The sequence below is a fragment of the Pseudomonas svalbardensis genome (assembly GCF_030053115.1).
GTDB lineage: Bacteria > Pseudomonadota > Gammaproteobacteria > Pseudomonadales > Pseudomonadaceae > Aquipseudomonas > Aquipseudomonas svalbardensis.
Window position 1 is genome coordinate 5,951,683 of sequence record NZ_CP125619.1, and the last position, 19,576, is coordinate 5,971,258.

At 60.3% G+C, this 19,576-nt stretch carries 17 protein-coding genes; 5 read left to right on the forward strand and 12 right to left on the reverse strand.

Translation table 11 applies throughout. The features are described 5' to 3' along the window. Positions 1–36: 36 nt before the first annotated feature. The 5 genes from QFX16_RS27575 to QFX16_RS27595 all read right to left on the reverse strand — a co-directional run bounded on the left by QFX16_RS27575 (position 37) and on the right by QFX16_RS27595 (position 7,307). Positions 37–1,062, reverse strand: coding sequence for a putative 2-aminoethylphosphonate ABC transporter substrate-binding protein (locus tag QFX16_RS27575; RefSeq protein ID WP_283182069.1), 1,026 nt, complete (start codon positions 1,060–1,062; stop codon positions 37–39). 50 nt (positions 1,063–1,112) lie between these two features. Next, a complete protein-coding gene (locus QFX16_RS27580) occupies positions 1,113–2,837 on the reverse strand; it encodes a putative 2-aminoethylphosphonate ABC transporter permease subunit (RefSeq protein ID WP_283182070.1) in 1,725 nt (574 codons plus the stop codon). After that, positions 2,837–3,913, reverse strand: a complete 1,077-nt coding sequence (locus QFX16_RS27585) for a putative 2-aminoethylphosphonate ABC transporter ATP-binding protein (RefSeq protein WP_283182071.1) — start codon at positions 3,911–3,913, stop codon at positions 2,837–2,839. The genes QFX16_RS27580 and QFX16_RS27585 overlap by 1 nt, the downstream gene beginning before the upstream one ends. Positions 3,914–4,123: 210 nt before the next feature. Further along, the gene (locus QFX16_RS27590) at positions 4,124–4,987 is read right to left on the reverse strand and encodes a LysR family transcriptional regulator (protein ID WP_283182072.1); all 864 of its coding nucleotides are present in this window, start codon (positions 4,985–4,987) and stop codon (positions 4,124–4,126) included. A gap of 16 nt (positions 4,988–5,003) precedes the next feature. Next, positions 5,004–7,307 carry a heavy metal translocating P-type ATPase gene (locus tag QFX16_RS27595; protein WP_283182073.1) on the reverse strand — a complete coding sequence of 768 codons (2,304 nt, stop codon included), beginning with the start codon at positions 7,305–7,307 and terminating at the stop codon, positions 5,004–5,006. An 85-nt stretch (positions 7,308–7,392) separates the two neighbouring features. On the opposite strand from QFX16_RS27595, the gene cadR reads away from it, so the two are divergent. Further along, positions 7,393–7,842, forward strand: a complete 450-nt coding sequence (gene cadR / locus QFX16_RS27600; protein ID WP_046045180.1) for a Cd(II)/Pb(II)-responsive transcriptional regulator — start codon at positions 7,393–7,395, stop codon at positions 7,840–7,842. 122 nt (positions 7,843–7,964) lie between these two features. On the opposite strand, the gene QFX16_RS27605 is transcribed toward cadR, so the two are convergent. From QFX16_RS27605 to QFX16_RS27615, 3 genes are all read right to left on the reverse strand, one after another. After that, positions 7,965–8,936 carry a thymidylate synthase gene (locus tag QFX16_RS27605; protein ID WP_033060541.1) on the reverse strand — a complete coding sequence of 324 codons (972 nt, stop codon included), beginning with the start codon at positions 8,934–8,936 and terminating at the stop codon, positions 7,965–7,967. 48 nt (positions 8,937–8,984) lie between these two features. Further along, positions 8,985–9,791 (reverse strand): prolipoprotein diacylglyceryl transferase, encoded by an 807-nt coding sequence (lgt, locus tag QFX16_RS27610; protein WP_283182074.1) that lies wholly within the window; start codon positions 9,789–9,791, stop codon positions 8,985–8,987. An 80-nt stretch (positions 9,792–9,871) separates the two neighbouring features. Next, positions 9,872–10,654 carry a sulfite exporter TauE/SafE family protein gene (locus QFX16_RS27615; protein WP_283184646.1) on the reverse strand — a complete coding sequence of 261 codons (783 nt, stop codon included), beginning with the start codon at positions 10,652–10,654 and terminating at the stop codon, positions 9,872–9,874. A gap of 120 nt (positions 10,655–10,774) precedes the next feature. Here QFX16_RS27615 and QFX16_RS27620 point away from each other — a divergent pair, with 120 nt between their 5' ends. Beyond that, positions 10,775–11,521 carry an NRDE family protein gene (locus QFX16_RS27620; RefSeq protein WP_283182075.1) on the forward strand — a complete coding sequence of 249 codons (747 nt, stop codon included), beginning with the start codon at positions 10,775–10,777 and terminating at the stop codon, positions 11,519–11,521. 138 nt (positions 11,522–11,659) lie between these two features. After that, positions 11,660–12,802, forward strand: a complete 1,143-nt coding sequence (locus QFX16_RS27625; RefSeq protein ID WP_439900100.1) for an IS481 family transposase — start codon at positions 11,660–11,662, stop codon at positions 12,800–12,802. 218 nt (positions 12,803–13,020) lie between these two features. Here the strand turns inward: QFX16_RS27625 and ptsP are convergent, their stop codons facing one another. After that, positions 13,021–15,300 carry a phosphoenolpyruvate--protein phosphotransferase gene (gene ptsP / locus QFX16_RS27630; protein WP_283182076.1) on the reverse strand — a complete coding sequence of 760 codons (2,280 nt, stop codon included), beginning with the start codon at positions 15,298–15,300 and terminating at the stop codon, positions 13,021–13,023. A gap of 22 nt (positions 15,301–15,322) precedes the next feature. Further along, on the reverse strand, positions 15,323–15,802 hold the full coding sequence (locus tag QFX16_RS27635; protein ID WP_008150514.1) for an RNA pyrophosphohydrolase: 480 nt from the start codon (positions 15,800–15,802) through the stop codon (positions 15,323–15,325). Positions 15,803–15,945: 143 nt separating this feature from the next. Between QFX16_RS27635 and QFX16_RS27640 the strand changes: the two genes are divergently transcribed. Then, the gene (locus tag QFX16_RS27640) at positions 15,946–16,602 is read left to right on the forward strand and encodes a histidinol-phosphatase (protein ID WP_283182077.1); all 657 of its coding nucleotides are present in this window, start codon (positions 15,946–15,948) and stop codon (positions 16,600–16,602) included. A gap of 117 nt (positions 16,603–16,719) precedes the next feature. On the opposite strand, the gene QFX16_RS27645 is transcribed toward QFX16_RS27640, so the two are convergent. Continuing rightward, entirely contained in the window at positions 16,720–17,148 is a 429-nt protein-coding gene (locus QFX16_RS27645) for a DUF2269 domain-containing protein (protein WP_283182078.1), read from the reverse strand. A gap of 39 nt (positions 17,149–17,187) precedes the next feature. Next, positions 17,188–18,702, reverse strand: a complete 1,515-nt coding sequence (gene ilvA, locus QFX16_RS27650) for a threonine ammonia-lyase, biosynthetic (RefSeq protein WP_283182079.1) — start codon at positions 18,700–18,702, stop codon at positions 17,188–17,190. Positions 18,703–18,849: 147 nt separating this feature from the next. On the opposite strand from ilvA, the gene rpiA reads away from it, so the two are divergent. Beyond that, complete coding sequence (rpiA, locus tag QFX16_RS27655) at positions 18,850–19,524, forward strand: ribose-5-phosphate isomerase RpiA (RefSeq protein ID WP_134420752.1); 675 nt, start codon at positions 18,850–18,852, stop codon at positions 19,522–19,524. The last annotated feature ends 52 nt before the right edge of the window (positions 19,525–19,576 follow it).

Below are 19,576 nucleotides of genomic sequence, written 5' to 3' on the forward strand. Positions count from 1 at the left end.
TTGCCCGCGAAAGAGCCCTCACAGCCGATGAAGATCTTACTTGGCAGCCACTTTCTCGGACTTGCCGTCATAGCGCTTGCGCCACTCGGTGAGGATTTCATCGCGATTCTTCGACGCCCAGGCAAAGTCGTTTTTGATCAAACGCTGCTCATAATCCGCCGGCAATTCGGTCTGCGGTTTGGCAATACCCGGTTGCGCGAGCACGGCGAAGTTCTCTTTATAAAGCTCCATCGCAGCCGGGCTAGCAGAGAAGTCAGCCAGTTTCTTCGCCGCCTCTTCATGCGGTGTGCCCTTGATCACGGCGGTGGCTTCGATCTCCCAGCCCAGGCCTTCTTTCGGCAGGATGATGTCCAGCGGTGCGCCTTGGCGTTTCAGTTGAACGGCCGGATATTCAAAGGAAATACCAATCGGGAATTCACCCGCAGCCGCCAGTTTGCAAGGCTTGGAACCGGAGTGAACGTACTGGCCAATGTTCTGGTGCAGGTCGTCCATGTACTGCCAGCCCTGCTTCTCGCCGAAGGTTTGCAGCCAGGCGCTGACGTCGAGGAAACCGGTGCCAGACGAGGCCGGGTTGGGCATGACGATCTTGCCTTTGTACTCAGGCTTGGTCAGGTCCTGCCAGCTCACGGGTTTGCTCAAACCCTGTTTCTCGGCTTCGACAGTGTTGAAGCAAATGGTCGCGGCCCAGACGTCCATGCCGACCCAGGCCGGCGGGTTGGCGGCGTCGCGGTAGTTGCCGCCGATCTTGCCCAGGTCCTTTGGTGCGTAGCTGTGCAGCATGCCTTGCTGATCGAGGATCGCCAGGCTTGAAGCCGCCAGGCCCCACACCGCGTCAGCCTGCGGGCGGGCTTTTTCGGCCAGCAGCTTGGCGGTGATGATGCCGGTGGAGTCGCGCACCCACTTGATCTCGACGTCCGGATTGGCCTTTTCGAAGGCTTGCTTGTAGGTCTTCAGTTGTTCGGCTTCGAGGGCGGTGTACACCGTCAACTCGGTTTTCGCCGCGAAGGCGTTCAGGCTGAAAGCGGTGAGGACAGCAGCGGCCAGGGCCAGGGGCTTGAACATGATCTTTTCCTGTTTTGAGTTGAGGGGTTTTCGGTTTTAGGAGCAGCGAATCAATTGCCAGGCGCGGTCTGCCGCCAGGCCTGGGAACGGCGCAGCAAACCGCGCGAGGCCCAGGCCAGCAGCAGCGACACGCCCGCCGAGGTGAACAGAATCAGGGTCGACATCGCTGCCGCGCCGCCGACGTTGCCGGCGTCGTCCATGTTCAGCACCGCCACGGCCGCAAGGATGGTGTCGGGGCTGTAGAGGAAGATCGCCGCCGAGACGGTGGTCATGGCCGAGACGAACAGGTAGCGCACGATGTCCAGCAGCGCCGGCAGGCAGATCGGCACGGTGACGCGCAGGTAATGCCGATACAGCGGCGCCTTGAGCGACAGCGCGGCGGCTTCGAACTCGGCATCGAGTTGGCGCAGCGCGGTGGTGGCGGTCATTTGCGCAGTGGTCAAATAGTGAGCAATGGTGCAGACCACCAGCAGGGTCATGGTCCCGTAGAACACATGCAGCGGGTTGCCGGTGAGGTTGAAGAAGAAGACGTAACCCAGGCCCAGCACCAGACCCGGCACCGCCATCGGTACGAAACTGAGCATGCGCAGGGTCAGATTCAACCCGCGCTGGCCCTTGGTTTTTTCCATCAGGTACGCGCCGGTAAAGATCAGCACGCTGCCGATCAACGCCGTGCACAAGGCCATCTTCACGCTGTTGCCGTAGGCCAGCCAGCCACCGCCCGCCGTGTCGTTGAACTGGTAATGGTTGAGCGACAGCGACAGGTTGTACGGCCAGAATTTCACCAGCGACGAATACACCGCCATGCCGAACACCAGCAGCAACACCGCGCAGATCAGCAGCACGATGGCCAGGTAGCAACCGTCCCGCAGTTTCGACGGCGCCGGTTGAAAGACTTGCGCCCGACCGCTCATGGAGTCGCCGTGACGCCGACGCAGCCAGGCGTCGACACCAAAGCTGAACAGCGCTGGCAGCAGCAGGACCATGCCGATCAACGCGCCGCGGCCGAACTGTTGTTGGCCAACCACGGCTTTGTAGGCTTCCAGCGCCAGTACTTGATAATCGCCACCGACCACCACGGGCACGCCGAAGTCGGTGATGGTCAGGGTGAACACCAGACAGAACGCCGCGAACACCGCCTGACGAGTCGCCGGCCAAGTGATGCTACGGAAAGCTTTCGCCGGGCTGGCGCCCATGCTGGAGGCAGCATCGAACAGTCGCGCATCCGCCAGGGACAGCGCCGACAGCAGAATCATCAGCGCGTGTGGGAAGGTGTAGATGACCTCGCCCAGAACAATGCCCCAGAAGCCGTAGATATTGTCCGAGAGCAAACCGCGCAGCATGCCCTGGTTGCCGAACAGATAAACCAGCGCAATGCCCGGCAGCATCGACGGCGCCATCAGTGGCAACAGTGACATGCCACGCCAGATGCCTTTGCCCGGTATCAATGTGCGTTGCAGGGCGTAGGCAAACAGGTAAGCCAGCGGTACGACAATCGCAGCGACACTGAGAGACACTTTCAGGCTGTTGCCGAGCAACCAGTGGAAATTGGCACTGGTCACCAATTCACGGGCGGCGACCAGACCACCGCCCTGCCCCGCCTCAGAACTGAAACCGCGCCAGAAGATCGCCAGCAACGGCATCAATACCGCGACGCCGAGCAACACCAGCAAAAGGACTTTGCCGCCGACCACGAACACCCGGTCGCCGATTTCGGCACGGGAGGTCTGCCGAACCTGCTTGTGCGGTATCGGCAGCGCGAGGTTCGCGCTCATCAGGCAAACACCTGCAGGCTGCGTGGTGGCAAGGCGACCATGATCTGCTGGGCGCCGAGGCGTGGCATGGCTTCCGGCGCGAGCTCGGCCAGCAATGCGTGGCCTGGCAGTTGATCGAGTTCGAAGCTCATGCGGCAGCGGTTGCCGAGGAAGGTGATCTCGCGAACCTTGGCCGGGAACAGGTTTTCTTCATGCACGGGCGGGTTGACGTTGATCGCTTCCGGGCGGCAAAACAGACGACCCGATGCGGCGTTGCCCGAACCGGCGGCCAGGCGCATGTTCATACCGCCGACCTGAGCGTGGCTGTCGCTGCTGCGCTGGAATGGCAGCCAGTTACCCTGGCCGACGAACTCCGCCACAAACGGCGTCGCCGGGCGGTCGTAGATTTCCTGCGGCGTGGCGTATTGCTCGACCTTGCCGTTGTTCATCACGGCGATGCGGTCGGCCATCAGCATGGCTTCGTCCTGATTGTGCGTGACCATCAGGGTGGTGATGCCGAGGTTGCGCTGCAATTGGCGCAGTTCGGTGCACAGATGCTCGCGTACCCTGGCGTCGAGGGCCGACATCGGTTCGTCCAGCAGCAGCAACGAAGGTGCCGGCGCCAAGGCCCGAGCCAGTGCGACGCGCTGCTGTTGGCCGCCGGACAATTGGCCGGGGTACTTTTTCTCACTGCCGATCAGGCCGACCAGCTCCAGCATCTGAGCGACACGCTTGCGCACTTCATCGCGACCACTGCCGGCGAGGCCGTAGGCGATGTTCGCTTCGACGGTGAGATTGGGAAACAGCGCGTAGGACTGAAACAGAATGCCGTAGTCCCGAGCCTGAGGCGCCAGGTGGGAAACGTCGCGATCGCCGAGGTACAACTCGCCGCTGTCCTGCTTCTCAAGACCGGCGATGCAGCGCAGCAAAGTGGTTTTGCCACAGCCCGACGGGCCGAGCAGGCATACCAACTCGCCGGCCGCCACGTCGAGGGACACGTTATCCAGCGCGGTGAAAGCGCCGAAGCGTTTCTGCACGCCGCGCACTTTCATCGGGGCGCCGGGATTGGTCAGGGCAGTTGCGATCGAGTGGTTCATGGACAGGCCTCATCAAGCAGATGAAGGCCATCCTAGATTTGTAATGCGTCCGTCATGTGGCAGTGAGGCAAAAACGGCTGATAGTGGTATTCAAGGATTTGGGTTGCCCCGTCTGACGCCATCGCGAGCAGGCTCGCTCCCACAGGGGAATGCGGTCACCTGTGGGAGCGAGCCTGCTCGCGAAGGCGTCAGCTCAGTCAGCACAAGACTTCAGGCCGGAGCCATTTCCTGCGCCAACCCGAGAAACGCCGCCGGCAGTCGCGCGCTTTTTCGCTCTTTGAGGCAGTACAAATACTCGGGAATCTGCGGCGCATTCTCGATGGTCAGCACGCGCAATTGCGGATCGTGCGGCACTTCCTGCCGGGCAATGATGCTGATGCCGATATTGCGCAACACCGCCTCACGGATCGACTCGCGGCTGCCAATCTCCAGCAAAGGCCCGAAACTCACCCCGGCGCTGGCCAGCAATTCCTCGGTCAGACGTCGAGTGGTCGAGCCCGACTCGCGCATCAATAAGGTATGCCCGGCTAATGCACTCAGAGGAACATGGTCGTGGACCGCCAACGGATGATTGCGATGCACCGCCAGCACCAGCGGATCGCTGCCGAGCACCCGGCGAATCAGCCGCGCATCCTCCAGTAACTGCGAAGACGCAGCGATATCAACCCGGTAATCCTCCAGCGCTTCAAGCACCTGCTGGGAGTTGCCGATTTCCACCGACACTTCCACCTGCGGCAAACGCTCGCGAAAGGTCTTCACCAGATCAAGGATGTAGTAAGGCGCCGTGGCCGCAATGCGCAACGTGCCTTGGACCTGCCCGCTGTTACGCAGGAAAAACTCGATGTCGGCTTCCTGCTGCAACAGCGCCTTGACCATCGGCAGCAGCCGCGCACCTTCATCGCTGACGCTGAGGCGGCGGCCGCCACGGTAGAACAATTCAACCGAGTAGTGACTTTCCAGATTGCGAATCTGCGTCGTCACCGTGGGTTGGCTCAGGCCGAGTTTTTTCGCCGCCAGGGTAATGCTGCCCAGGCGGGCAACCATGTAAAACGCCTTCAGCTCGGCACTCAGCACACCCGTCCCTCATCGCTTATTTGCGCAACAGGCGCAAACCGTTAAACACCACCAACAGGCTGACGCCCATGTCGGCGAACACCGCCATCCACATGGTGGCGATCCCGGCGAAGGTTACCCCAAGAAAGATCGCTTTGATGACCAATGCCAGGGCGATGTTCTGTTTGAGGATGCTTGAGGTTTGCCGTGACAGCCGGATGAAGGTCGGAATCTTGCGCAGATCGTCGTCCATCAGGGCGACATCGGCGGTCTCGATGGCGGTATCGGTGCCCGCCGCAGCCATGGCAAAACCGATCTCGGCTCGCGCCAGCGCCGGAGCGTCGTTGATGCCGTCGCCGACCATGCCGACGCTATGGCCCCGTGCATAAAGGGCTTCGATGGCTTGCAGCTTGTCGGTCGGCAGCAGATCGCCCTTGGCCTCGTCGATGCCGACTTGCGCGGCAATCGCCTGAGCGGTGTGGACGTTGTCGCCGGTGAGCATCAGGGTTTTGATGCCCAGGTCGTGCAGTTGCTGGATTGCTTCGCGGCTGGACTCTTTCACGGTGTCGGCCACGGCGAACAGTGCCAGCGGGCCGGATTTGTCGAGCAGCAGCACCACTGACTTGCCCTGTTTCTCCAGCGCAAACAGCTTTTCCTCCAGTGCAGGCGAGCACAGGTTCAGTTCTTCCACCAAGCGGTGGTTGCCCAAGTGGTAAACCTGACCATTGATTTCGCCGCGTACACCGCGACCGGCCAGCGCCTCAAAGTTATCCACAGTCAGCGGTGCGAGTTGTTTATCCACAGCCGCGTTGGCAATGGCCAAGGACACCGGGTGATCGGAGCGTCCGGCCAGCGCTGCTGCAATCGCCGGGGCTGATTCGTCCGCGGTCGGATCAAGCGACAGGTAATCGGTCTGCACCGGTTTGCCGTGCGTGATGGTGCCGGTCTTGTCCAAAGCCAGGTAATCGAGCTTGTAACCGCCCTCCAGATAAACGCCGCCCTTCACCAGAATGCCTTTGCGCGCCGCCGCCGCAAGGCCGCTGACGATGGTTACGGGGGTCGAAATCACCAAGGCGCATGGGCAGGCGACCACCAACAAAACCAGCGCCCGGTAGATCCAGTCGAACCACAGCGCGCCCATAAACAGTGGCGGAATCACCGCCACCGCGAGCGCCAGGATAAACACTGCTGGCGTATAGATTTTCGAGAAGCTGTCGACGAAACGCTGGGTCGGTGCCCGCGCGCCCTGGGCCTGTTCCACGGCGTGGATGATTCGCGCCAGGGTCGAGTTGTTGGCCGCCGCGGTTACCGAGTACTCCAGGGAACCGGCCTGATTGATGGTACCGGCGAAGACTTTGTCGCCGAGAGTTTTCTCAACGGGCAGGCTTTCACCGGTGATCGGCGCCTGATCGATGGTTGAACTGCCCGACACCACTTCACCGTCAAGACCGATTCGCTCGCCGGGGCGCACCCGCACCCGCGCGCCCAGCTCGATCACTTTGACGTCCCGCTCGACCCAACTACCGTCGGCCTGCTGCACCGTGGCCTGTTCCGGGGTCATCTGCATCAGACCACCGATGGCGTTGCGTGCCCGGTCCAAAGACTTGGCCTCAATCAACTCGGCCACGGTGAACAAGAACATCACCATCGCCGCTTCCGGCCACTGACCGATCAGGATCGCGCCAGTCACCGCGATGCTCATCAGCGCGTTGATGTTCAGGTTGAGGTTTTTAAGTGCGATCCAGCCCTTTTTATAGGTACTGAGGCCGCCGCTGAGGATCGAGATCAGCGCGATGACGGCCACAACCCAGTTCGGCGCAGCGTTGGTGAAGTGGATAACTTCGGCGGCCAACGCACCAATACCCGACAGCGCCAAGGGCCACCAAGGCTTTTTCTCGGGAGCCGGCGCTGGCGGTTCGGCGCCCTGCTCCAGCGGCTCGGCCTGCATGCCGAGGGACTTGATCGCGTCGATGATCGGCGCGGTGCTCGGCAGGTCATGGGTGACGCCCAACACGCGATTGATCAGGTTGAATTCCAGTTGCTGCACACCCACGAGCTTGCCGAGTTTGTTCTCGATCAGCGTCTGCTCGGTCGGACAGTCCATGGCGTCGATGCGGAAGCTGCTCAGGCGCGCGCCAGCCGTTGGAGTTTCGCTGAGTTTGATCAGCGACGGTGCCGCCACTTTGGACGAACAGCAAGAATCCCCGTGACTGCCATGCTCATGTTTCTGTACAGGCTGCAGCTTGTGGCTGTGATCATGATCATGATCGTGATCGTGATCGTGATCGTGATCGTGATCGTGATCAGCCTCGGGTTTGTGCGTGTGAAGGGAATCGCTCATTGGGTCGCGTCCGGAAAGGTGCCTGTTGCCAAGTAAAGACCCTGTAGCCACTATAGGGTCAAGCACCCTTTTGGAGATTGCCGTCATGAAGATCGGAGAACTGGCCAAACTCACCGACTGCGCCGTGGAAACCATCCGCTACTACGAGCGCGAAAACCTCCTGCCGGAACCGGCCCGCAGCGACGGCAACTACCGCGTCTACACCCAGGCCCATGCCGAGCGTCTGACTTTCATCCGCAACTGCCGCACGCTCGACATGACGCTGGAAGAAATCCGCAGCCTGCTGGCCCTGCGCGACAGCCCGCAGGATCAATGTGAAAGCGTGAATGCGTTGATCGACGAACACATTCATCACGTCAAAGCGCGGATCGATGGGTTGCTGGCGTTGCAGACACAACTGCTCGACCTGCGCCAACGTTGCAGCGAAGGGCCGGATATTGATCAGTGCGGGATTTTGCAGCGGTTGGAGGTGAGTGGTGGAGTTGTGGCGACGGAGGTTGAGCATTCCCATGTTGGCCGCAGTCACGGCCATTAAGAACACCACAAAACCAATGTGTGGGCTTGCTCGCGAATGCTGTGTGTCAGACAACACTTCTGTCGACTGTCACACCGCATTCGCGAGCAAGCCCGCTCCCACAGTTGGTAGGCGGTGAGGCTTTAGACCGCCATCGGCGCAGTCATCGGCGCGTGGTGCTCGTAGCCTTCCAGCGAGAAATCGCTCGGCTCGATCAACTCCAGCCACTCCGGCTGATACACACCGGTCTTGGCAAACTCAGGCACACGATCACTAATCACCAGTTTCGGCATCGGGAACGGCTCGCGCTTGAGCTGTTCATTCAGCATGTCCAAGTGGTTTTCGTAGACGTGGGCATCACCGATGAAATAGGTGAACCAGCGCGGCGTGTAACCGGTCAGGCGACCGATCAGGCTCAGCAGCGCGGCGCCTTCGGTGAGGTTGAACGGCGTGCCCAGGCCCAAATCATTGGAGCGGATGTACAGCGTCAAAGAGATCTCTTTGGTCTCTACATTCGGGTGGAACTGGTACAGCAAGTGGCACGGGGGTAGGGCCATTTCATCAAGTTGGGCGACGTTCCAGCCGTGGAACAGAATGCGGCGGCTGCCCGGGTCTTTGATGATGGTGTCGACGCATTGGCGGATCTGGTCGATCGCCTTGTACAGCACCACATAAGCTTGGCCGTCTTCTTCGCCTTCGGCGATTTGGCGGTAGCCCTGACTCAGGGTCTGCTCGATGGCGGCTTGGTTGCTGACCGGAATCTGCTTGTACGCCGGCCATTTGCGCCATTGCACGCCGTAGATCTCGCCAAGGTCGTCCTCGCCCTGACGGAACGGGTTGGCCAGCCACTGGGCGTTTTCGTTGGCGTTCTGATCCCAGACCTTGCAGCCCAGCGCACGGAATTCGGCGGCGTTGTTCACCCCGCGCAGAAAACCACACATCTCGCCGATGGCCGATTTGAAGGCCATCTTGCGCGTGGTGATGGCCGGGAAACCTTCCTTAAGGTCATAACGCAGCATCGCGCCAGGGAAGCTGATGGTGTTTACGCCAGTGCGGTTGGCCTGTTTGGTGCCGTTCTTGATGACGTGGGCGACCAGTTCGAGATATTGCTTCATGAGTTACCTGTGTCCTTGAACCCGGGACCGTCGCCCCGGGGTTCGAATTTATACAGCCGCCGCTGGAGCCGCCGGTGCACGGTGATACGCCAGCCAGATCAGGAACAGACCGCCGACGATCATCGGTACGCACAGTACCTGACCCATGGTCAGCCAGTTCCAGGCCAGATAGCCCAGTTGCGCGTCCGGCACCCGGACGAATTCGACGATGAAACGGAAAATGCCATAGAACAGCGCGAACATTCCGGACACCGCCATGGTCGGCCGCGGCTTGCGCGAGAACAGCCAGAGAATGGCGAACAGCGCTACGCCTTCGAGCGCGAACTGATACAGCTGCGACGGGTGGCGCGCCAGCTGCGCCGGATCGGTCGGGAAGATCATCGCCCACGGCACATCGGTTGCCTTACCCCACAACTCGGCGTTGATGAAGTTGCCGATGCGCCCGGCACCCAGGCCGATCGGCACCATCGGTGCGATGAAATCCATCAGTTGGAAGAACGACTTGCCGTTCTTTTTACCGAACCACAACGCGGCCAACATCACGCCGATGAACCCGCCGTGGAACGACATGCCGCCCTTCCACACTTCAAAGATCAACAGCGGGTTGGCGAGGTAAGCACTCAGATCATAGAACAGCACATAGCCCAAGCGGCCGCCGACAATGACCCCCATCGACATCCAGAACACCATGTCGGAGAGCTTCTCTTTACTCCAGGTTGGGTCAAAGCGGTTCAACCGGCGCGACGCCAGTAGCCAGGCGCCGCCGATGCCGATCAGGTACATCAAGCCGTACCAGTGGATTTTCAGCGGACCGATGGCCAATGCCACCGGGTCGATCTGCGGGTAAGGCAGCATTGCGACTCCTTGTTAGAGTTAAAACCAAAATTCCTGGGCGACGCTGCCACGCCAGGATTAAGCCAGGATTGCGGTACGCGTCAGAGCAAAAAGCTCAGGCCGACGCAGAACAGCAAAGCGGCGAACAGTCTTTTCAGCAACTTCGGCGACAGGCTGTGGGCCAGTCGTGCGCCGAGTCGGGCGAAGACCATGCTAGTCAGGGCGATCCCCAGCAGCGCCGGCAAATAAACAAAACCGAGACTATGGGCCGGCAGCAACGGGTCGTGCCAGCCCAGAATCATGAAAAATAGTGCACTGGACAACGCAATCGGCAGACCGCAGGCGGATGAAGTCGCCACGGCTTGCTGCATCGGTACGCTGCGCCAGGTCAGGAACGGTACCGTCAGCGAGCCGCCGCCAATCCCGAAAATCGCCGAGGCCCAGCCAATCACACTGCCGGCGACGGTCAGACCGACTTTACCGGGCACCGTTCGGCTGGCCTTTGGTTTGAAGTCCAAGGCGAGCTGAACTGCGATGATCAGTGCAAATACGCCAATGATTTTCTGCAAGTTAGGCCCGGAGATCGCCTCTGCCGTCAGCGCGCCAAAACCGGCACCGATGAGAATACCGAGGGTCATCCAGGCAAAAATCGGCCAACGCACGGCACCGCGACGGTGATGTTCGCGGATCGCATTGACCGAGGTAAATATGATTGTCGCCAGGGACGTACCGACCGCCAGGTGCGTGAGGATCGACGCATCGAAACCCTGCAAGGTGAAACTGTACACCAGCACCGGAACGATAATGATCCCGCCGCCGACCCCGAACAGCCCGGCCAGCACACCTGCACAGGCGCCGAGCGCCAGATAGAGCAGAAATTCCATGCGCATCCCCAAATGAGAGCGGCATGGTAACGGATGCATGGCCTCAAGCTCCACTGGATGGCGATGGATACCCACACGATGACTGAGTAGAGTGGGCAGAAAACACACAAGGACTACCTTATGTGCCTGATTGTTTTCGCCTGGCGACCGGGTCACGCCCAGCCGCTGATCGTGGCGGCCAACCGCGACGAATTCTATGCCCGGCCCAGCCTGCCCCTGGCGCAATGGCCCGAAGCACCGCACGTGCATGCCGGTCGCGATCTGGAGGCAGGGGGCACCTGGCTCGGTGTTGGCGCCAATGGACGCTTCGCCGCACTGACCAATATCCGCGATCCGCATCAGCCGCCCGCACGCAAGTCGCGAGGGGAGCTGGTGGCGCGATTTCTTAGCGGGGATATGCCGATAGATGACTATTTGAGCGACGTTGTTGCACGTTCGCTGGAATATTCCGGATTTAATCTGCTGATCGGTAACGCTAACGAGCTGTGGCACTTCAATGCCCGGGAGACTGAGGCGGTGATGCTGCCACCGGGGGTTTATGGGTTGTCGAACGCGGGGCTGGATACGCCGTGGCCGAAACTGCTCAAGGCCCGGGCAGCGCTGGAGGAAGTGCTGGAAAATCCGCAGCCCCAGGCGCTACTGGCGTTGCTGAATGATCCGCAGACGGCGACGTTTGCCGAACTGCCGGATACTGGGGTCGGGTTGGCCACCGAGACGTTGCTGTCGAGTGTGTTTATTGCCAGTCCGACTTATGGGACGCGAGCGAGTACGGCACTGATTGTTCAGGAGGATGGGACGCGGTGGATGGTTGAGCGGAGTTTTGGGCCGTATGGGGGGCATTTGGGGGAGGTAGAGGTGCGGGTTTAGATTGTGAGGTGTCAGTTAGAACCACCCCTCACCCTAACCCTCTCCCCATGTTTGTACCGGACACATGGTGGACAGGTGTTCGGAGACATGGTGGACACTTTTAAATAGACACATTGCTCATCTGAAAGGAGATGGTTTGTGTCTTGGGAAGAGGTGTCCACCATGCAGCTTCGTTCCGAATTTGTACTGTTAGCTCGGCAAGAAGGGGCCAATATCCGACAACTCTGCCGACGCTTTCATATCAGCCCAAGCACCGGATACAAATGGCTTGGCCGGTTCGAAACCTCTGGTGCAGACGGCTTGCACGACCAGTCTCGGCGCCCAAAACATTCACCCAAACGCTGCGCTGATACGGTTGAAAAGCAGATTCTGGCCTTGGGGGTGGAGCACACGGCCTGGGGCGCCCGCAAGCTCAAACGCAATCTGGAGGATGAGGGGTATTTGATGCCCGCCGTCAGCACGGTGCATGCGATTTTGCAGCGTAATTCGCGAATCGACCCGCAGGCGGCAAATACCAAACCCTTTATCCGATTTGAGCATGAAGCCCCCAACGATCTTTGGCAGATGGACTTCAAGGGACATGTCGGCATGCGCCATGGTCGCTGCCATCCCTTGACGGTATTGGACGACCATTCGCGGTTCTCGCTGTGCATCGCGGCCTGTGGCAACGAGCAGCGTCAGACCGTGCAGGAGCAGCTTATCCACGTGTTTCGGCGCTACGGCTTGCCGATGCGCATGACCATGGATAACGGTGCACCGTGGGGCGATCAGAGCGGGGTTTATACCGCGTTAGAGGTCTGGCTGATGAGCCAGGGCATCCGAGTGGGCCACTCCAGGCCTTATCACCCGCAGACTCAGGGCAAGCTTGAGCGTTTTCACCGCAGCCTCAAGGCTGAAGTTTTGCAAGGTCAGTGCTTCATCGACCTGCTTGGGGCACAGAACGCCTTCGATATCTGGCGCGATATCTACAACCAGAAACGCCCCCATCAAGCATTGGAAATGGAGGTTCCAGCGACTCGCTACAGCTGTAGTCCTCGTGAATACCAGGAGCATCGGCAAGCACTGGAGTACGCCGAAGGGGATTTGATCAGAAAGGTTCAGGCCAATGGCGAGATGTACTGGAAAAGCCGCAAGTATGCGATTGGAAAGGCCTTCATCGGCGAGCACATAGCCATCAGAGAAACGACCGAGGATGGCATCTACGACATCTATTGGAGCAGACATCGCATTGCCAAAATTGACTTGAGCTTGCAGACCGTTGTATCAGGAAAGCGGCTTTGAAGACGTCCACCATGTCCCCGAACATGTGTCCACCATGTGTCCGGTACAAACACCCCAAAGGGGCGAGGGGACTGACCGAGGTGTTTTTTTGATATTTTGCGACCGAGAAAATCGAGTCGAGCTCAGAGTTTGAACAGCATGGAGATCGGCTCCCTTTCCCCCTCTCCCCCTTGGGGAGAGGGCTGGGGTGAGGGGTGGCTTCTGAATCCGCCGCAGATCTACAGCGTCTTCGCCGAAGCCGGATTAATCATCCGCGCCAACCCAAGGTTCTTCAGCGCCAGTTGCAGCGAGCTGTGGATAACTTGCGGATTGTCGATGGTCATCAGTTCGGCGAGCAATTCCTTGGCCTTGCTCAGGTTGATCTGACGCAACATCCACTTCACTTTTGGCAAGTTGGTGGCGTTCATCGACAGGCTGTCGAAACCCATCGCCATCAACAGCACCGCCGCCGCCGGGTCACCGGCCATCTCACCGCAGATACTCACTGGCTTGCCTTCGGCATGAGCGTCACGCACCACGCTCTGAAGCGCTTGCAGCACCGCTGGGTGCAGGTAGTCGTAGAGGTCGGCTACCCGCGGGTTGTTTCGGTCCACGGCCAGCAGGTACTGGGTCAGGTCGTTGGAGCCGACCGACAGGAAGTCCACTTGCCGCGCCAGTTCCTTGGTCTGATAAACCGCCGCCGGAATTTCGATCATCACGCCGATCGGCGGCATAGGCACGTCGCAGCCTTCGTCGCGGACTTCGCCCCAGGCCCGGTGAATCAGGTGCAGGGCTTCTTCCAGCTCGTGGGTGCCGGAGATCATCGGCAGCAGAATCCGCAGATTGTTCAAGCCTTCGCTGGCCTTGAGCATGGCGCGGGTCTGCACCAGGAAAATTTCCGGGTGGTCGAGCGTGACGCGAATACCGCGCCAGCCGAGGAACGGGTTGTCTTCCTTGATCGGGAAGTATGACAGCGACTTGTCGCCACCGATGTCCAGGCTGCGCATCGTCACCGGTTGCGGGTGGAACGCGGCGAGTTGCTCGCGATAGATCGCCAACTGCTCTTTTTCACTCGGGAAGCGCTGGTTGATCATGAACGGCACTTCGGTGCGGTACAGACCGACGCCTTCAGCACCCCGCTTCTGAGCCCGCGCCACGTCCGCCAGCAGGCCGGTGTTGACCCACAGCGGCATGCGGTGGCCATCGAGGGTCACGCATGGCAAGTCACGCAAAGCGTCCAGCCCGAGGGCCAGTTGCTTCTCTTCCTCGACCACTTCGGCGAACTGCTTGCGCAACACTTCGCTGGGGTTGGTGTAGACCTCGCCGTGGTAGCCGTCGACGATCATCTGGATGCCGTCGACTTTCGAATACGGCAGGTCGACCAGGCCCATCACCGTCGGGATACCCATGGCTCGCGCCAGGATCGCCACGTGGGAGTTGCCGGAACCGAGTACCGACACCAGACCGACCAGCTTGCCTTCCGGCACTTCGCCGAGCATTGCCGGCGTCAGTTCTTCGCTGATCAGGATGGTGTTGTCGGGGTAGACCAGGGTCTGTTGACGCTCTTCCTGCAAGTAAGCCAGCAAGCGCCGGCCGAGGTCTTTGACGTCGGAGGCGCGCTCACGCAGGTAGGCGTCGTCCATCAATTCGAAACGGTTGACGTGTTCGGTGACCACCTGACGCAACGCGCCCTGGGCCCACTGCCCAGTCTTGATCACGGTGGTGATTTCGCTGCCGAGCGAGGCATCGTCGAGCATCATCAGGTAGACGTCGAACAGCGCCCGCTCTTCCGGGCGTAACTGGTTCGCGAGCTTGGCGGACAAGGCGCGCATGTCGGCGCGCACGCCTTCGATGGCGGTCTTGAACAGCCCGAGTTCGGCGGCGATATCGATGATGGTCTTGTCGGGCACCACATCCAGATCGGCCGGCGGCAGCATGACCACCGCGGTACCGACCGCCGCACCCGGCGAACCCGGTACGCCGATGAACTTGGCTTCCTGAATGCCCTTGCCCTGACGGCCCAGGCCCCGGATCGAACCGGTGGCTTCGGCGTGGGCGATAACGCCGGCAAGCTGCGCGCTCATGGTCACGAGGAAGGCTTCTTCACCTTCATCGAACTGGCGACGTTCTTTTTGCTGAATGACCAACACGCCGACGACGCGGCGGTGGTGAATGATCGGCGCCCCGAGGAATGAGGCGTAGCGCTCTTCACCGGTCTCGGCGAAGTAGCGGTAGCGCGGGTGATCCGCGGCGTTTTCGAGGTTCAGGGGTTCTTCACGCGTGCCGACCAGGCCAACCAGACCTTCGTTGGGTGCCATGCTGACTTTGCCGATCGAGCGCTTGTTCAAGCCCTCGGTGGCCATCAGCACGAAGCGGTTGGTCTCAGGGTCAAGCAGGTAGACCGAGCAGACCTGGCTGCCCATGGCCTCTTTGACGCGCAACACAATAATCCCCAACGCCGCCTTGAGATCCTTGGCGGAGTTAACTTCCTGGACGATCTTGCGCAGCGTATTGAGCATGGCTCGGGGTCGAACTCCGTCGTCAGTCGCGCGATAAAAGGCGCGGGGCAAGCTCTTTGAGAGCGCGTCGATACACTTCGCGCTTGAATGTCACCACCTGGCCCAACGGATACCAATAGCTGACCCAGCGCCAGCCATCGAATTCCGGTTTACCGGTCAAATCCATCCGCACCCGCTGCTCGTTGGAGACCAGGCGCAGGAGAAACCATTTCTGTTTCTGGCCGATACACAGCGGTTGGCTGTGCGTCCTGACCAGACGTTGCGGCAAACGATAGCGCAACCAGCCCCGGGTGCAGGCGAGAATTTCAACATCTTCGCGCTCAAGACCCACTTCTTCGTTCAACTCGCGGTACAAGGCGTCTTCCGGCGTCTCCTGGGGGTTGATCCCGCCCTGTGGAAACTGCCAGGCATCTTGATTGATACGGCGAGCCCATAGCACCTGTCCGGCATCATTCGTGAGAATGATCCCGACATTGGGGCGGAAACCATCGGGGTCGATCACGGCAACAACCTCGCAAACGCATGTCGCCGCATTGTTCCACAAAGGTTGTGATAGCAGCAACGAGCCGGTCTACCTTATGTGCACTCTTGTGAAAAGTCCGTATTCTGGACACCTTTCTACAGACTTTTCAGCGAGTAACTGCAATGCGGCTGGCTTTATTCGACTTGGACAACACGCTCTTGGGCGGTGACAGTGACCACGCCTGGGGCGATTACCTGTGCGAACGCGGCTTCCTCGACGCCGTCGCCTACAAGGCACGCAACGACGAGTTCTACCAGGATTACCTGGCTGGCAAGCTGGATAACGATGCCTACCTGAACTTCTGCCTGGAAGTGCTCGGCCGCACCGAGATGGCCACGCTGGGTCAATGGCATCTGGATTACATGCGCGATTGCATTGAGCCGATTGTGTTGCCCAAGGGTCTCGAACTGCTGGCCAAGCACCGCGAGGCGGGTGACAAACTGGTGATCATCACCGCGACCAACCGTTTTGTTACCGGGCCGATTGCCCAGCGTCTGGGCGTCGAAACCCTGATCGCCACGGAATGTGAAATGGTTGATGGCCGCTACACCGGGCGCAGCACCGACGTCCCGTGCTTCCGCGAAGGCAAGGTGACGCGGTTGAATCGTTGGCTGGAAGAGACCGGGTATTCGTTGGAGGACAGCTATTTCTACAGCGACTCGATGAATGATTTGGCGCTGCTTGAACAAGTGGCCAATCCGGTTGCGGTCGATCCTGATCCAAATCTGCGCGCTGAAGCCGAGAGGCGTGGCTGGCCGGTGATGTCTCTGCGCGACTGAAATTGCCTGTAGCAGCTGCCGAGGTACGAGGCTGCGTCGCGGTCTGCAGGACCGCCCATGGGGCCGCTTCGCAGCCCAACGCAGCCTCGTACCTCGGCAGCTGCTACAGATTCCGCGCTAAACCGGCTTGGCGCCCATCAACCCCGCAATGGCGATAAAGCAGACAAAACTGAACAACGCCAAGGCAAACGTAAACTTCCCATTGCTCCCCGCCGGCGCCTTGCGCAACTTGTTAAGCCGCACCAGCAACCAGAACCAGCCCAACGCCGCGACGGTGTAAAGCACACTGGAAGCCAACAACCAGATCTGCCCCAGCGGCCAGCCCACCAGATGCACCATCCACCAACCGGTAAATGGCATGCTCAGCAACGCCAGCCCCATCACCAGCCAGATGAACACGCGCGGGCGCTGCAACGTGCGCGCGTGAGCCGTTGCGTCACCGTTACGGCGTGTACGCCAGACCCAGATGGCCAGACCCAGCGCGCTGACCAGCAGCAACACCGTCGCCACCATATGAGCGACTTTCAGGGCGGTTAACGTTTCCATTGTTCGATTTCCTTATGGCCTGGCCATCAGCGTAGCCGCTCAGCCGAGAAACAGCTGATAGGCCGGGTTGTCGCTTTCGTCCCAATATGGGTAGCCGATTTCTTCCAGCGCTGCGGGCACCAGGTGGCGTTCATCATGAGGTACTTGCAAGCCCGCGACCACACGACCATCCGCCGCGCCATGGTTGCGGTAGTGGAACATCGAGATGTTCCAGCGCCCGCCGAGCTTGTTGAGGAAGTTGAACAGCGCACCCGGACGCTCCGGGAATTCGAAGCGCAGAATCACTTCATCCACCACATGAGCCGCACGGCCGCCGACCATGTGGCGGATGTGCAACTTGGCTAGTTCGTTGTCGGTCAGGTCGAGCACCGGGAAACCCTGCTCGGTCAGGCTGGCAATCAGCGCACTGCGCGGATCGTTTTCCGGATGCGTCTGCACACCAACAAAGATGTGCGCCTCGCTGCCGGTGTTGTAGCGGTAGTTGAATTCGGTGATCTGACGCTTGCCGATGGCTTCACAGAACGCCTTGAAGCTGCCCGGCTTCTCGGGGATCGTCACGGCGATAATCGCTTCGCGGCCCTCGCCCAGTTCAGCGCGCTCGGCGACGTGGCGCAGGCGGTCGAAGTTGACGTTGGCACCGGAATCGATGGCCACAAAGGTGTGACCGGTGACGCCGCGTTGCTCGACGTATTTCTTGATCCCGGCCACGCCCAATGCGCCGGCAGGTTCAGTAATCGAGCGGGTATCGTCGTAGATGTCCTTGATCGCCGCGCAGATTTCATCGGTGCTGACGGTGATCACTTCATCGACATAGTCTTTGCAGATGTCGAAGGTGTGCTGACCAATCTGCGCCACAGCAACGCCGTCGGCGAAGAGGCCCACGGTCGGCAGGATCACGCGCTCGCCAGCCGCCATGGCGGCTTGCAGGCAGTTGGAGTCGTCCGGCTCGACGCCGATGATTTTGATCTCAGGTCGCAAGTACTTCACGTACGCCGCGATGCCGGCGATCAGCCCGCCGCCGCCCACCGGGACAAAAATCGCATCCAGACGGCCAGGGTGCTGGCGCAAAATCTCCATCGCCACCGTGCCCTGCCCGGCAATGGTGTGGGGATCGTCGTAAGGGTGAATGTAGACGTAGCCTTTTTCGTCGACCAGTTTCAGCGAGTAGGCCAGGGCTTCCGGGAACGAATCCCCGTGCAACACCACTTTGCCGCCACGGGAACGCACGCCTTCGACTTTGATTTCCGGGGTGGTCTTGGGCATGACGATGGTCGCTTTCACGCCCAACACTTTCGCCGCCAGGGCCAGGCCTTGCGCGTGGTTGCCCGCGGAAGCAGTGACGACACCGCGAGCGCGCTCTTCGTCGGAAAGCTGCGTGAGCTTGTTGTAGGCGCCGCGAATCTTGAACGAGAACACCGGCTGCAAGTCTTCGCGCTTGAGCAAAATACTGTTGCCCAGCCGCTCGGAGAGCTGGCGGGCAGTCTGCAATGGGGTTTCTACGGCAACGTCATAAACGCGCGAGGTGAGGATCTTTTTGACGTACTGTTCGAGCATCGGAAAGCATCACTGAGCGGGTTGGGCAGGGCCAAGGAGTCTAACCCGGCTTTCGGCTGGGCGACCACACGAATCAAGAGGTTTTAGCCGGGCATGGGGCTATAATGCCGGCCTTTCCGTTCTCCCCTTGCCCGCTTCGGAGCCCGCATGACCCAGGATCAACTCAAACAGGCAGTGGCTCAGGCCGCCGTCGACTTCATCCTCCCGAAACTCGACGACAAGAGCATCGTCGGGGTCGGCACCGGCTCCACCGCCAACTGCTTCATCGACGCACTGGCCAAGCACAAAGGCGCGTTCGACGGCGCGGTCGCCAGTTCCGAAGCCACCGCTGCCCGCCTCAAGGGCCACGGCATTCCGGTGTATGAGTTGAATACCGTCAGCGATCTGGAGTTCTACGTCGACGGCGCCGATGAAAGCGACGAACACCTGAACCTGATCAAGGGCGGCGGCGCAGCCCTGACCCGCGAGAAGATTGTGGCGGCTGTGGCCAAGACCTTCATCTGCATCGCCGACGCCAGCAAACTGGTGCCGGTGCTCGGTGCGTTCCCGCTGCCGGTGGAAGTGATCCCGATGGCCCGCAGCCACGTGGCCCGCGAGCTGGTGAAGCTCGGCGGCGACCCGGTCTATCGTGAAGGCGTGCTGACCGACAACGGCAACATCATCCTCGACGTGTTTAACATGCAGATCACCAACCCGGTGGAGCTCGAGACGCAGATCAACGCCATCGTCGGCGTGGTCACCAACGGTTTGTTCGCGGCGCGTCCGGCTGATTTGCTGCTGCTGGGCACCAGCGAAGGCGTGAAAACCCTGCGCGCAAAGTAAACCAAACACATAGCAAAACCTGTGGGAGCGAGCCTGCTCGCGAAGGCGGTCT